Origin of the sequence: Hymenobacter aquaticus (assembly GCF_004765605.1) — a bacterium.
In the GTDB taxonomy this organism is placed as follows: Bacteria; Bacteroidota; Bacteroidia; order Cytophagales; family Hymenobacteraceae; genus Hymenobacter; species Hymenobacter aquaticus.
In genome coordinates this window covers 2687094-2700842 of the sequence record NZ_SRLC01000001.1, presented here as the reverse complement: position 1 = coordinate 2700842, position 13749 = coordinate 2687094, and the positions used below count along the sequence as shown (strand labels likewise).

Here is a 13749-nt window from a genome sequence, read left to right as displayed (position 1 = left end):
GACAGGCGGGCGGCGGAAATACTTGCTGCGGGCGGGGCCTAAAAATAAATAAGTCGGCAGTCATATAATTCGCGTTGAGCCGCAGCGTTTTAGGGCTGCTGGCGGAGCCCCACGCCGCGGCGCATTATTCACCTTATTTACCTACTACTATCATGGCTTACCCCACCGAATTATTGACCACCGTGGCCGACTGTGACCTGGTGCTGGCCGAGGCCGCCGAGGAGCGCGCCGAGCTGCTGTTCCGCCAGACGCAGCTCCAGCACTTGCAGCTGGTCGGCACCGGCCGGGCCACCGAGAAGAGCGCCGAGCTGACCGGCGCCCTGGCCGAGTACAATTCCCTGACGACCCTGCTGGCCAACATGGCCGACGGAACGACGAAAAAGAGAAACCAGCGGGAGCATAAGCGCCTGGAGTACCGCATCTACGTGCTGAGCCAGGAGCAGACCACCGGCACCAGCGGCATCGTGGCCCAGTTTAAGCGCCGCTACGAGCTGAACTGCCTGGCCCAGCAGCTGCTGGAAAACGCTACCCTGACAACCGAGGTGGAGGCTCGCCGGGCGGCGCTATAAGCCACCAGATAAGCAAGCTATACAGACAAAGCCCTTCGGAGCGTCGTCGTCGTGGGGGACGGGGCGCTCCGAAGGGCTTTGGTGTGAGTGGCGGGTAGGCCGTAAGCGGAGTCTCAGCTTGCCCCGCGGGCGGCCCGCTGCCTGGGCGGGCGGGTGCTACTCCTGCACCTCCAGGCGCTGGGCCGCGCCGCCCGGTACCGACAGCAGATACAGACCGGCCGCGAGGCGGCGGGTATCCACGTCGAGGGTGCCATTGGCGGCCGGTGCGGTAATCAGCGGTAGTTGCCGGCCCAGCAGGTCGTGGAGCAGGAGGGTGGTGCCGGCGGAGTACGCCGTGTGCAGGCGTTGGCCGCGCCGCACGGGGTTCGGATACGCGGGGGCCACGGCGCCGCTCTGGGCCTGCACTACCACCACGGGCGTGTAGCTGGTGGCGCCATCGGTATCAACCTGCCGGATGCGGTAGTACACCGGCTGGGTCGCCGGGGCCTCGTCGTAGCTGGTGTAGCGGCGCTCGGTCTGGCTGGAGCCGGCCGCGGGAATGGGCTGGCCGAAAGAGCTGAACGTGCGCCCGTCGGTGCTGCGTTCGGGGCTGAAGTAGGCCGTGCGCAGCTCCGTGGCCGTGGCCCAGGCCAGTCGCACCCGGTTGCCCTCCGGGCTGGCCGTGAAGCTCTTCCAGGTAACGGGCAAAGGGCTGGCGCTGAAGCTGCGGAAGACCAGGCTGTTATTGCCCCCAAAGGTGGCGCCGTTGGGCGGAAACTCGGTGAGGCCGGGCGAGGTGGAAACGCCATTGGCCCCGCCGCGCAGCCCAATGGCGGTGCCGTTAAAGCTGCTCGAGGCCAGGCCAACGTAACCCGCGCCGCCCCCGCCGCCGGGGCCGTAGCCTTTGTCCACGGTATTCTCGGTGTTGCCGCCCGCGCCCCCGTCGGCCGTCAGGGTAATAGCGCCGACGCTGACGCTGGCGTTGACGATGATGGTGCCACCGCCGCCCCCGCCGCCGGCCCCGTCGGCAAAGGGGTTGTTGGCCTGCGAAGTGCCGCCGGCCGTGCCGTTGGATACCACCGAGCCGGTACCCGCGAAGCTGGGCCCACTCAGGTAGATAAGCCCGCCGCCGCGCCCGCCGAGGCCGGCTACGCTGGTGTTGCCGTCGCCGGTGCCGCCGCCGCCGCCCAGGTAGAGGCGGTCGGTGCTGTAGTTGAGCGGTCGGCCCCCGAAGCCGCCGGTGTTGGGGCGGCCGTACTGGCCCCAGCTGGGCTGATCGGGGCCCACGGTCAGGGCGTCGAGGTTGTCATCGGATACGCCGTAGCCGCCCCGGCCGCCGCCGGTGGAGGAAGTGCCGGCCAGACTGGGCGTTTCCAGGGCCCAGGCCGAGTTCCAGGCGGCAGTGGAGGTGCTGGGGCGGCCCGTGCCGGTCCAGGAGGCTACCGCGCCCCCGTTGGCCCCGCCGCCGCCGCCGGCATTCACCGAGTTGCCACCGCCGCCGCCGTTGGCCGGGGCACCCCGGCCCCGGCTGCCGCCGGCGTAGGAAGCACCGTAGCCGGCAATGCTTTCCCCTTTCTCGCCCCCGGTATTGCCGGTGCCCACGTAGTTGGCGTTGTTGCTGGTGCCGTTATTGGCCGTGGCCCCGCCCCGGAAACCCAGGCCGGAAGCCACGATGCTGCCGTTGATGGTGGTGGTGCCGTTGGCCTCCAGGGCTACCACGCCGCCGGTGGTGCCGTCCCAGGCGGTGCCCGTGATGGAGCCGCCGCTGTTGATGGTGACCGTGGTATAGCGCGGAACGCGCACCACCTGGACTTTGCCGGCCGCGGTATAGCTGCGGCTCAGGGCTTTGCTCAGGCCCAGGGAGGTGGCGGTAAGGCCCTGCACCACGGCCAGCTCGTAGTTGCCGGCGTTGTTGTAGGCCGTGATGGTGCCGTAGCTGCTGGTATTGGTGGTGTTAATCGTGGCGCCCTGCATCTGGATAATCATCACCAGGTCGCCGTTGCTCAGGCCGCTGGTGCTGCTCACGCTCAGGCTGGTAGCGCCGGCTGCGGCATCGGCCGTGAGGGCCGTGTAGGCGTTGACTACCACGTTGGTGGTATTCACCGTCAGGGCCCCGTTTTTGCCCGCCTGGGCGGCGGCCTGGTGGGTAGCGGCCAGGCCGAATACGCCGGTCAGGGCAACGCGTAAAAACTGTCGTTGTAGGTGCATAAAGGTGTAGGAATAGGTCGGAGTGCAGGTTGCTCGCGAAGAGCATTCCCGGCAAAGGTATGTGTCATCTATATAGGATAAGTATAATGGACGCAGATATTTTACTGCCAGTCAGATTATTGGCCGGCGTGACACCGGAGCCAGGGCCGATAGAACAAGGCCGGCCCCGACGGCAGAAACGCCAACAGCCCCGCTGCCCGGGTTGGGCGGCGAGGCTGTTGGCCGACTCTGAATCCTGGGGTCTTAGCTCTGGTGCTCGGTGGGCGGGGTGCCGCGGAAGGCGTCGAGCTTGTTGGTGTCGGACTTCAGCTTCACGGGCTTGCCACCGCTGCGGGCCGACTGGTAGAGGGCTTCCATGATGCGCTGGTCCTGCAAGCCTTCCTCGCCGGGCGTGTAGGGCGTCTGGTTGTGGCGCACGCAGTCGGAGAAGTGGTCCATTTCCAGGGCAAACTGGTTTTTCTCGGCAATGCCCACCTGCTCGCGCTGCTGGGTGCCTTCCGGGGCGTGGGCCCGCTCCAGCCGCAGGCCGTGGTAGCTGAAGGCCGGGTCCATCTGGATCCAGCCGGTTTCGGCCTGCACCCGGTAGCGCTTGGAGGTGTAGCTGCCGTAGCCCGTGACGCAGTTGGCCAGCACCCCGCTGGGAAAGCGCAGGGTGAAGAGCATGTTTTCCTCGACCTCGGTGAAGCGCGGGTCGCCCGGGGTGGTGTACTGGTGGGCCGCTACTTCGGTGGGCTCTTCGCCGAGCAGGAAGCGCACGGTGTTCAGGCAGTACAGGCCGATGTCGGGCAGGGCGCCGCCGCCGGCCAGGGCCTTTTTGTGCCGCCACTGGTCGGGCGGGCCCTGGTTCTGGGTGTTGGTGGCCTCGATAATCTTGGTTTTGCCGAAGGCGTTGCCGCGCACCATCTCCTGCACCTTGCGGTTCATGGGCTCGTACTGAATCCGGTAGGCAATCATCAGCTTTTTGCCGGCTTTCTGGCAGGCCTCAATCATCTGCTCGCACTCCTTCACGGAGTTGGCCATGGGCTTCTCGCAGAGAATGTGTTTGCCGGCCCGGGCCCCGCGAATGGTGTACTCGGCGTGCATGGAGTTGGGCAGCACGATGTAGATAACCTCCACGGCGGGGTTGTCTTTCAGATTGTCGTAGGTCTGGTACGAGTAGCAGTTCTGGGGCGCAATGCCGTACTGCCGGGCCACCTTGCCCATCTTATCCGCGTCGCCGCTGACCAGGGCCACCAGCTTCGACTTCTTGCACTGCGCGAGGGCCGGCAGCAGCTCTTCCAGGGTGAGGTGGCCCAGGCCCACCACGGCGTAGCCCACGCGCTGATCCACGGGCTGGGGGTTGGGCACGCCGCTGCTCCTGGGCTCGGTCCTGGCGTTGATTTCGGGCAGCGTCACGTCGGTCGGGCCCGATTGTAGCACTAGGTCTGAGGCCTGATCGGTAGCAGCGGCGGCTGAGGCGGCGGGCAGCCCGCCGAGCGTGCCGGCCACGCCGACGGCCAGCAGGCCGCGGCCGGTTTGGGCAATAAAGTTGCGGCGCGATGGGTCGCCGGCCAGCGGCAGCGCGGGCTGGGGTTGGAAGTTGTTCATAGAGAATAGTGGCGGGGTAGGGAAGGCGTGAGCGTACCCCGTCAGCTTACGCCCCGAACCGACGCGGGTTGTTAGCAGCTAAGCTAATTCCCCGGCCAATGGCCGAGCCAAGGCATGTGGATAGCGCTGCTTTTCGAACGTCATGCAGAGCGTAGCGAAGCATCTCGCGTGCTGATGTTGCCAGAGTAACTGATTACCATTGCACGCGAGATGCTTCGCTACGCTCTGCATGACGGTCCGTGCCCAACAACGACCCTACGCGAGATGCTCCGCCAAAAACCGTGGCTGCTTCCCCGCGTATAGACTTAGCAGCCAGCTTCTCCTGGCCATCCCCCGTTTCGAACCGCTGCCTTCCGGGGCGGCTTACCACTCAGAAATCATGGCTACTTCCCCTAAGAAAGACGATAAGAAAGCTGACGATACCACCGGCGCCATCGGCGCTTCGGCCGCCAACCCCATCGACCCCGCCACCACCTCGCCCACCATCGACACCGAAGCCGGCGTAACAATGGGCGACGGAATCCGCCACCTGCACAGCCTGGCCAAGGGCGACGAAGACTTCATCAACGGCACCGACGACCACGCCGACCGCCGCAACCAGCCCGACGCTGAGCAGGAGCACCGCGACCAGCTCAACAAAAAGTAGGCTGCTTCAATCGAACAGCAGAAAGGCCCGAATCAGGTTTGGTTCGGGCTTTTTCGTGGGCAATACTACCGGCCCAAAAATGGAAAGTCGTAGCTTTGCCGGCGGCGCTACTGCCCAACTAACCAGTACACTATGCTACTACCTCGACTCTTTATTATTACCCTGCTGGCCGGGTGCTGCAGCCTGCCAGGCCAGGCCCAGTGGCAGCAGCAAAAAGCTGAATTTGGCGTGGAGCGGGCCACCGTGCAGGATCTGAGCATCGTGAGCCCCACGGTGGTATTTGCCACCAGCATGGGGGTACCCCAGGGGGCCGGCTACTGGAATTTCAGCCGCACCAACGACGGGGGTGCCACCTGGGTGCGCGGCGGCATCAACGCGACGCCCAGCAACGTGTCGGTCGGGTACGCCGGTATCAGCGCCGTGGATGCCAACAACGTCTGGGTCGGGGTGTACAGCCAGGAAACCTTCTTTTCCCGGCTGGGTGGGGGCTACGTGTTCTACAGCCGCAACGGGGGCACGAGCTGGACCTACCAGAGCACGGCCGCCTTTGCCGGCCCGGATGCCTTTCTCAACGATTTGCACATGTTCGACCTCGACAACGGCGTGGTCGTGGGCGACCCGAACGGGGGCTCGTTTGAGGTCTACACTACCACCAACGGCGGGCAGCAGTGGAACCGGGTGCCGGCCGCCAGCCTGCCCGCGCCCATCACCGGCGAATATGGCCGCGTGGGCCTGCTCACGGCCGTGGGCAGCAGCGTGTGGTTCGGCACCGACTACGGCCGGATGTTCTACTCCACCAATCGGGGCCTGAGCTGGCAGGTGGCCAACACGCGCCTGCCCGAGGTCAAGCAGCTGGCCTTCAGTGATGCCCTCAACGGCCTGGCTCTCTACGACGATGCCGCTACCGGCACCATCACGCTGAGCCGCACCCGCGACGGGGGCCAGACCTGGACGCCCTTCACGGCCACCGGACCCGTGTACGCCAGCGGCCTGTGCCGGGTGCCGGGCAGCCCCGGCGCGTTCGTCAGCACCGGCTTTACCACCCGCGCGCCCGGCTCGTCCGTCACGACCGACTACGGCCAGACCTGGACGCTGCTCGACCAGGGCACGCCCCGGGGCACGGTGGCCTTCCTGGACGCCCAAACCGGCTGGGCCGGGGGCCTGGTGGGCGGCATTAGCAATAACTTCGCCGGCGGCATCTACCGCAGCACCCGCACCGTCACGGCGGCGGCCGGCGCGGCGGCTTTATCCGAGCGGTTGCTGGTGTACCCCAACCCCGCCACGGCCGGCGTGCTGACCGTTCGGCTGCCCGAAGAGGTGCGGGCCGAGCAGCTGACGCTATTGAACAGCACGGGCCAGGTGGTGCTGACCCACGCGCTGCCAACTGGCGCTGCCCGCCTGCCCATCCACCTGAACACCGGAAAGCTGCCCCCGGGCGTGTACCTGCTGCGCGCCGGCACCCTGACGCGCCGCGTAGTGCTGGAGTAGGCGTTTTGAGTATTATGAACCATAAAAAAGCCCGAATCAAGATTGATTCGGGCTTTTTTCGTGCGTTGAAGCCGAAGCTGTTTAGAAAGGAAGAGGGGAACGTCATGTCGAACGAAGTGAGACATCTCGCGTGCTGCCGTTGCGCCTCACCCCAACCCGCATCTGCTTGATGCGCAGAGTCCGAAAAAGGAGAGGGGCTTAGATTACCACTACACGCGAGATGTCTCACTTCGTTCGACATGACGTTCTAGCGACTTCCTGAATAGCTTCGTCGTACGGGCGGGTTATTTCACCATCAGGGTCTTCACCGCGCCGGTCTTTTTGTCGACTTCGAAGCCGGCTTTGTTGGGCATGCGGCCGGCCCAGTCGGTGCGGGGCACCAGCACCTGCCAGTGGTCATCCACTTCCAGGGCCGTGGCCGAGTCGAGCACGAACAGGTTGCCGTTGGGCAGCTCCTGCACGTAGCGGCGCACGGCACTGCGGGCCCCGTCGGCGGTGGCCGCGCCGGTGTCCGTCATCGTCTCGGCGGAGGTTGGCAGCATGGAGGTGTCGTTGCCAGGCGTCTGCTGGCAGCTGGTGGCGCACAGGGCACCGATGAGCAGGCAAGAAAGGGCTTTTAGCATACGGCAAAGTAAGGCGGCAGATTTCGTCCCGGATGCGGGCTGGGGGCTTTTCTACGGACGAAGCGGCTGGCTGGTCTGAAACTGGTACACGCGGAAGGAGCGCCGGACGTAAAAAGCGGGGAAGGTAATTTCGCCTTCCGCCCCGTCGGCAAAGTAGGTTGTGCGGGTCCGGGCCGGCAGCGAGTCGTAGCGGAACGTGACGCCCAGCACGTTGGTACCAACCGTATTGAGCAGGGTGTCGAGGTGGGTGCGCTGCCCGCGGGCTTCCACGGCCAGGCGGTGCGGGCCCGGGGCCAGCCGCAGGTAGCGGCTCAGCCGGTCGTCGGTGGTGCGGTAGCGCGCCACCACCGTGTCGAACACCAGGCGCCCGTCGCAGCGCACGGCAATGGCTACTGCCTGCTCCTGGCTGTCGTTGACCACCTGCAGGCGCACCAGCGCTGGGTCGTGGCAGCCGGCCAGAGCCGGCAGAAACAGCAACGGAAGCAGATTACGCATAGGAAAAGCTGGAAAAACCGGGGCCGCCCCACGGGCCGGTGCCCTGGCAATACGGCGGCCCGCTGCGGAAGGCAACACGCAGCCGCCCACAAAAAAGCCCCGACGGCCGCGGGGACCATCAGGGCTGAGAGGCGAAGTCGGGGCCGACTAGTGCGCGTGGATGCGCTTGCGCTTCTGGCGACGACGCTCCTGCGCCTGCTTTACGCGGTGGTGGAGGGCTTCCCGGGCAGTTACGGTTTGGTCGGCAGCGCCCGTCTGGGTGCTTTCGGCGGCTTGGTTGGTAGTGGCCATGATCAAAAAAGTTAGGCTTGAAAAAGTGAGTTTCGCTGCCCTTATACCCGAATCAGGCCGGGGGAGTTTGGTCCGGCTGGCCCGTGGCGGGGTGGGGCTGCCCACCAAATGTACGCTTATTCGGCCGAATGCCCCGCCCCGGTTTCTGCCACTTGGCTACCCGCCGGGCCGCCGCGCGCCCCGCCAAACCCGCCCTGCTGCCCGCAAAGCCGTATTATTGGCGAACTACTTTTTCTTCGGCCAGCGGCCCGGGCGGACGCGGGGCGGCATTCCTTTTAGCGGTATCTGATGAGCTACTCTCTTTTTCGTTTTGGTTTTCTGGCGCTGCTGCTGGCGCTGCTGGCGGCCAAGCCGGCCGGGTCCCCGCGCATCACGGAGCGGGATTTTCAGGCGTATTTCGCCGCCTACGGACTGCGCGGCTCGTTTCTGGTGCTCGACGCCGGCACCAATGCTTACACGGCCTACAACCTGGCGCGGTGCCGGCAGGGCTTTCTGCCCGCCTCCACGTTCAAGATTCCCAACACCCTGATCGGGCTCGAAACCGGCGCGGTAGCCGATACCGCCGAGGTGTTCCGCTGGGATGGGGTGCGGCGCGCGTTTCCGCAGTGGAACCAGGATTTGACTGTGGCCCAGGCCCTGCGCGTGTCGTGCGTGCCGTGCTACCAGCAGCTGGCCCGCCGCGTCGGGGCCGGCCGCTACCGGCAGTGGCTGCCCCGGCTGCGCTTCGGCCGCATGCACGTAACGGCGGCCACGGTGGATACTTTCTGGCTGGCCGGCTCGTCGCGCATCACCCAGTTCGAGCAAATCGACTTTCTGCGGCGTTTGCAGCAAGGCCGGCTGCCGGTATCGGCCCGGAGCCAGGCTATTACCAAAGCCCTGCTGGTGCTGGGCCGGGGGCCGGGCTGGGTGCTGCGCGGCAAAACTGGCTGGACCATGCAAAGCGGTGCCGACAATGGCTGGTTCGTGGGCTGGGTAGAGCAGGCGGGCCGCACCTACTTCTTCGCCCTGAATGCCGAACCGGCCAACGGTGGCCCGGCCACGGACAACTTCGTGCGGGGCCGCCGGGCCATTGCCGAGCAGATTCTGCAGCGCGAGTTCGGACTGCTGGCCGGCGCCGCCAAGTAGCCTATTTTCTTGCAAAGGAGCTGTTCGAGTTAGCTGAAAAAGCGGCCGAATGCCGTAGAGACGCAACATCTTGCGTCTCGTCGTTGCACGGAATCGTCTCCCGGCGCTCCTGTGAGTCGTTCAACGAGGAGACGCAAGATGTTGCGTCTCTACCTGGCGGGCTTTACTCCTGGGGGGCCACGGTTGGCAGTTCTCCGTCGGTGTCTGGGGCTCCACCAGCGGCCGGGTCGGCGTCTGCGTCGGGAATGGGGGTAAACCGGTCTTTGAAGCGCGCATACAGCGCATTCATGCCCAGCAGCAGCATGCCCATCAGGATAAAAACCACCGCCCGGGTAATGGTGCCGCGCTGACTGAGGTCGAAAAACACCAGCCGCACCAGGCAGATGGCCACGCCCACGAGCGAGGCGTAGCGAAAATCCTGGCGGCGCAGCAACAGGCTGGTTATGAACAGCGCTACCACTTCCAGCATCAGCAGCACCGTAAGCACCAACCGGTCGAAGGACTGCACCAGCAGCACGGTGAGGGCTACAAAGGCCGGGTAGAGCAGGGCCGCCACCCGCTGGCGCGGGCTCAGGCGGCCCAGCGCCGCCAGTCCGCCCAGGCCCGGCGGCCAGTAGACGGGTTCGGGCGCGGCCAAGTTGCGCAGGGCTACGGCGGCGTAGGCAAACTGCAGCGCTACGGCCCCGGCCGAGGTCAGCCACGGCACGCTCAGCAGCTGTCCGGGGGCCAGGCGGGTAAGCGCCACGTAGCATACCCAGACCGTGGAAAGCCAGAAAAACAGCACGCCGTAGAGCTGCAGCCGCCGCAGGTGAACTGGCAGCCGGGTTGTGCCCAAGGTAAGTGCAAATGCCAGCCCCAGCCAGAGCAGCGCCTGCCAGGTGAGCTGCACTTCCCACCACAGCGTGAAGCCCAGCAGGGCCAGGGTTAGCTCGGGCAGATAGGGGTGGAGCAGCTGCCAGGAGCGGTAAAGCGGCGGAGCGGTTGGGGCGGTGCGCCCCGCCAGACCGGCCAGCACCAGCACCAGCGCCGCGGCCGTAAGACGGCGGGCCGGCAGGCGCCACAGTATTTCGGAGCTCCACACCAGGTGGCTGAAGTGCCAGAACAAGGCCAGGGCCAGCCCCGCGTACATCACGTGCAGCAGAAACCGGTCGGGGCAACCCTGCGCGGCCAGGGCTTCGGGCGTGGTGAAACGGCGGCGCACCCACTGCGCCGCGCCGGCTGCCACTGCCACCAGGACCAGCCAGAGCAGCACGGCTATGGCTTCGGAGTGCGGCGCGGCCGCCGTCCAGGCCACTACCGTCAGGTGCAGGCCCAGCAGATACAGCCAGGGCCAGCGCACCTGCCGCTGGCGGGCATCCCAGCTGGAATACGCCAGCCCCATTGCCGAAAGCAGCACCAGGGGCAGTGAATACGCCAATACCTGCCCCGTGCCGAGCGGCGCGCCAGCCAAGAGCAGGTAGTACCACTGCAAAACGTGGTAGCCGGTGGCGGCCAGCACGACGCCCGTCCATAGGCCCGGCACGGCCACGTAGCGGCGCAGCAGCAGCAAGCCGCCGCCAATGCCCACGGCCGCCCACGCCGCCCAGGTGTGTTCGTATATCAGTCCGGCCGCGGCCAGCAGCAGCAAGCCGGGCATGGCCCCCAGCAGGCGGAGGCGGTAGGTGGGGTCGTAGGAGAAGGGCAGGGCATCGTAGGCCGGCGCGGCCAGCCGTCCGACGACGATCTGCGCGGCTACCGTGGCCAGGGCGGCCAGCGTGAGGAGCAGGGCGCGCTGTTCGGCGCTCAAATGGCCCAGGCCATACACCAGCACGGGCAAGCTTGTAGCCAGCAACAGGGTAGCGTAGAGCTGCACCCGGTACACCCACCACTCGCGCCGCCGGGCCAGCGTCAGGGTCATCAGCAGCATTTCCAGGTAGAGCAGCACCACGGTCAGCGGCCAGCTCAGGCCGGCCTCGTGCAGGCCCAGCACGGCCCCAGCCAGCACTACCTGACCCAGGAGCAGGTGCAGAATCCGGAACCACTCGGCTCCGCCGCGCAGCCAATAACTCAGGCCAAAGAGCAGAGCCGCCGTTACGACCAGGCCCCCGATGAGCAGGGCCACCGGCGGGTAGCTAGGGCCAAACAACGCCCGCAACGCCACCGCCGTCCCGCCCAGATACAGCACCCCCGCCAGCGCCCCGACGCCCTGGTGCAGGCTCCGGTCCGGGGAAGTAGGCCGCTGAGCGCCCAGCCACAGCTGCCGGCTCAGGAGGTGGAAAAAAATGGTGCTGCCCAGTCCGCCCAGCACCAGCAAGGCCGCGTGGCGGGGCAGCAGCTGCGGGGGCAGGTGTGGCCCGGGCAGCCCGCCGGCCAGCAGCAGCCAGAGGCCCGCCGCTAGCGCCCCACCGACCACCAGCCGGAAAGCCGCCACCTCGGTAGCCCGGCCCAGCAGGCCGGCCAGCAGCAGCGTTTCCAGGTAGAGAATGGTGGCCGTGGCCGTCCAGCCCAGCCCCAGCTTGTGCAACCCCAGGATGGCCACCGTCAGCAGCACTTGGCCGGCTGCCAGGTGCAGGGTACGAAACCAGCCCAGCCCGCCGCGCAGCCACCAGGCCAGGCCGAAAACTGCGCCGGCCGCTGCCGCCGCTCCACTCACCAGCAGGCCCGCCGGCGGGGCACTAACCCCAAACAGCGCCCGCAGCAGCAGGGCCGCCACGCCCAGGTACAAGGCCCCGACCAATCCCCCAAAACCGTGGTGCAGGGCGCGGTTGGTAGCGGTGCTTGCGTCCTCGGCGGCCAGCAAAGGTTGGGCGTAGGCGAAGCGGAAGTAGACGGCTCCGGCGCTGGCGGCCAGCAAGACAAGCAGGGTATTGCGGTGCAGCTCGGCAGGCGAGTAGCTCGTGAGCTGGGTCAGCACCAGCAGCAGCAGGCCCGCCCCGGCCAGCAGAGCCCCGGCCGAAGCCACCTGAAACACCAGCGTTTCCCGCTCCCGGGCCATGATAAAGGCAATCAGCAACGACTCCAGCAGCATGAACAGCCCCACCACGGTACCCGACGCGTGCCAGCCCAGCAGGGAAAAAGCCGTGGCCAGGGCCAGAATCAGGGAAATGATGGTGTCGGTCTGGAACAGCCACTGAATGCCGAGCTGCCGCGCCCGGCGGGCCACGAAAAAGGTCAGCGCGGAGCCCAGGGCCAGCGGAATGGTTTTCCAGGGGGAGCCGGTGCTGTACTGGTACAGGTTAAAGCCCAGGGTGGTCCAGTTCAGCACGTGGGCCGCAAACAGCAGGGCATCGAACTGGGTGCGGGCATACACGCTGCGGTATTGCACCACGGCCGCCGCCACGCCCACCAGCATGACCAGCGCCATTGCCACCAGCCGCGCCCCGCCGGCCAGCGGAGCCGCCAGGTGAAAATGCCAGTACTGGTGAAACACGAAAAAGCTGACGATGCTCAGCAGCAGCTGGTATTTCCAGCGCTGCCGGTAGGTAATGGCAATGCAGAAGGCCGTAACGGCCGCCGCCGTGCCCAGCGTCAATAGGTCGGGGGCAATAACGGCCAGGGCTACCAGGCTCAGCACCCCGTGCAGCGTCGCCACCGACTCGCGGCTGCTCCGCCAGGCCAGCCAAAGGTTGGCCGCCACCCCGGCCAGGAGCAGCAGGTAGCTCAGGGGCGGCGCGGCCCATTGCAGCCCCGGCACGCTGCTGGCGCCCACGCAGGCAAACAGGAAAATGGCCGCCGCGCTGCTGTGCAGCCACACGTGCAGCCGCTCGGCAAAGGGCTTGGTGCGCAGGAAATAATCGAGGGCGAGCAGGGCGGCGGCAAACCCGCAAATCATGGCGAAGCGCACCGGGGGCGTGACCTGCAAGGCGGTATAGATGCCCAGGAACCCCACGCCGATAACCAGCACCACGGCCCCCAGAATCCCCGTCCAGTTGTCGAGCAGCACCTGCTCGGTCCGGTCCCACCAGGTCGGCTCGGCGGGCACGGGTGGGGGTGGGGGCACCACCAGGCGGGGCGGCGCCGGCGGGGCTATGAACACTGGTTCGGGCTGCGGCTGGGGCGTTGGACGCACTACCGGCGGGGCTGGGACGGCGGCGGGCGGAGTAGAAGCGGGAACGGGAGCCGGCACTACTACCGGCCGCGGCGGCGTGGGCGCGACGGGCGCGGCTATGGGGGGCACTACGGGCGGCGGTGGTGGGGCCGGGGCCGCCGGCGCAACGGGAGCCGCCGCAGAAGCTACGACCGGCGGCGCGGGCGCGGCAGCTACCGGGGCCGTAACGATGGGGGCAGGCCTGACGGTTGGGGCCGGTGGGGCGGCGGCCACTGGCGGAGTTGGTGGGGCCGTGCGCAGCTGCCGCACTTCTTCGCGCAGCTCCTCCACCAGCCGCAGCAGGTCGTTGTGCTCTTCTTCGCGCCGCTGCGTGCGTTGTTCCAGACCCTTGAGGCGGTCCTTGAAACTGTGGTAGATCAGGCCGAGAACGACCGTCACCAGGAGTACTACCCAGGTATCCATAGGCTGCTGCTATTGCAAGAAAACTCGGCGGCATACCGGCCGGCGGCAGCTGGCCAGGCCAGCTGAATAGCAGGAGCGCCAGCCGTGGGGGCCAGCACTTTGGGGACAGAAACATACTGATTTATTCGCTTGGGAGCCAAGCGCCTTGCGCCGAATTTCTGAAACGACGACGCAGCTTCCGGCCGCCGCCGGTGTAGTGTGGGTTGGGCGGGGCGGGAAACGGCCCGGCCCGATTGTCGTATTTTCAAG

10 protein-coding genes are annotated in these 13749 nt (G+C 66.8%); 4 read left to right on the top strand and 6 right to left on the bottom strand.

Going from position 1 to position 13749, the window contains the following annotated elements; translation table 11 throughout:
• Nucleotides 1-152 precede the first annotated feature (152 nt).
• Entirely contained in the window at nt 153-569 is a 417-nt protein-coding gene (locus E5K00_RS11210) for a hypothetical protein (protein ID WP_135463307.1), read from the top strand.
• A gap of 156 nt (nt 570-725) precedes the next feature.
• On the opposite strand, the gene E5K00_RS11205 is transcribed toward E5K00_RS11210, so the two are convergent.
• Nucleotides 726-2756, bottom strand: a complete 2031-nt coding sequence (locus E5K00_RS11205; protein WP_135463306.1) for a T9SS type A sorting domain-containing protein — start codon at nt 2754-2756, stop codon at nt 726-728.
• 243 nt (nt 2757-2999) lie between these two features.
• Nucleotides 3000-4343 (bottom strand): Gfo/Idh/MocA family protein, encoded by a 1344-nt coding sequence (locus tag E5K00_RS11200; RefSeq protein WP_135463305.1) that lies wholly within the window; start codon nt 4341-4343, stop codon nt 3000-3002.
• 379 nt (nt 4344-4722) lie between these two features.
• On the opposite strand from E5K00_RS11200, the gene E5K00_RS11195 reads away from it, so the two are divergent.
• Both E5K00_RS11195 and E5K00_RS11190 read left to right on the top strand, forming a co-directional pair.
• A complete protein-coding gene (locus tag E5K00_RS11195; protein ID WP_135463304.1) occupies nt 4723-4989 on the top strand; it encodes a hypothetical protein in 267 nt (88 codons plus the stop codon).
• A 132-nt stretch (nt 4990-5121) separates the two neighbouring features.
• Complete coding sequence (locus E5K00_RS11190; protein WP_135463303.1) at nt 5122-6477, top strand: T9SS type A sorting domain-containing protein; 1356 nt, start codon at nt 5122-5124, stop codon at nt 6475-6477.
• 284 nt (nt 6478-6761) lie between these two features.
• Here E5K00_RS11190 and E5K00_RS11185 read toward each other — a convergent pair whose 3' ends face one another.
• The 3 genes from E5K00_RS11185 to E5K00_RS22820 form a co-directional block, all read right to left on the bottom strand.
• Complete coding sequence (locus E5K00_RS11185; protein ID WP_135463302.1) at nt 6762-7100, bottom strand: hypothetical protein; 339 nt, start codon at nt 7098-7100, stop codon at nt 6762-6764.
• A gap of 51 nt (nt 7101-7151) precedes the next feature.
• Nucleotides 7152-7595, bottom strand: coding sequence for a hypothetical protein (locus E5K00_RS11180; RefSeq protein WP_135463301.1), 444 nt, complete (start codon nt 7593-7595; stop codon nt 7152-7154).
• Nucleotides 7596-7742: 147 nt separating this feature from the next.
• The gene (locus E5K00_RS22820) at nt 7743-7886 is read right to left on the bottom strand and encodes a hypothetical protein (protein ID WP_167856835.1); all 144 of its coding nucleotides are present in this window, start codon (nt 7884-7886) and stop codon (nt 7743-7745) included.
• Nucleotides 7887-8174: 288 nt separating this feature from the next.
• Between E5K00_RS22820 and blaOXA the strand changes: the two genes are divergently transcribed.
• On the top strand, nt 8175-9011 hold the full coding sequence (gene blaOXA, locus E5K00_RS11175) for a class D beta-lactamase (protein WP_135463300.1): 837 nt from the start codon (nt 8175-8177) through the stop codon (nt 9009-9011).
• A 163-nt stretch (nt 9012-9174) separates the two neighbouring features.
• Here blaOXA and E5K00_RS11170 read toward each other — a convergent pair whose 3' ends face one another.
• Nucleotides 9175-13500, bottom strand: a complete 4326-nt coding sequence (locus E5K00_RS11170) for a DUF2339 domain-containing protein (RefSeq protein WP_135463299.1) — start codon at nt 13498-13500, stop codon at nt 9175-9177.
• Nucleotides 13501-13749 lie beyond the last annotated feature (249 nt).

Bases quoted from the DNA above. Each gene is read 5' to 3' on its own strand.
- E5K00_RS11190 (WP_135463303.1), top strand. From the start codon at position 5,122: ATGCTACTACCTCGACTCTTTATTATTACCCTGCTGGCCGGGTGCTGC.
- E5K00_RS11200 (WP_135463305.1), bottom strand. From the start codon at position 4,343: ATGAACAACTTCCAACCCCAGCCCGCGCTGCCGCTGGCCGGCGACCCA.
- E5K00_RS11170 (WP_135463299.1), bottom strand. From the start codon at position 13,500: ATGGATACCTGGGTAGTACTCCTGGTGACGGTCGTTCTCGGCCTGATC.
- E5K00_RS11195 (WP_135463304.1), top strand. From the start codon at position 4,723: ATGGCTACTTCCCCTAAGAAAGACGATAAGAAAGCTGACGATACCACC.
- E5K00_RS11180 (WP_135463301.1), bottom strand. From the start codon at position 7,595: ATGCGTAATCTGCTTCCGTTGCTGTTTCTGCCGGCTCTGGCCGGCTGC.
- blaOXA (WP_135463300.1), top strand. From the start codon at position 8,175: ATGAGCTACTCTCTTTTTCGTTTTGGTTTTCTGGCGCTGCTGCTGGCG.
- E5K00_RS11205 (WP_135463306.1), bottom strand. From the start codon at position 2,756: ATGCACCTACAACGACAGTTTTTACGCGTTGCCCTGACCGGCGTATTC.
- E5K00_RS22820 (WP_167856835.1), bottom strand. From the start codon at position 7,886: ATGGCCACTACCAACCAAGCCGCCGAAAGCACCCAGACGGGCGCTGCC.
- E5K00_RS11185 (WP_135463302.1), bottom strand. From the start codon at position 7,100: ATGCTAAAAGCCCTTTCTTGCCTGCTCATCGGTGCCCTGTGCGCCACC.
- E5K00_RS11210 (WP_135463307.1), top strand. From the start codon at position 153: ATGGCTTACCCCACCGAATTATTGACCACCGTGGCCGACTGTGACCTG.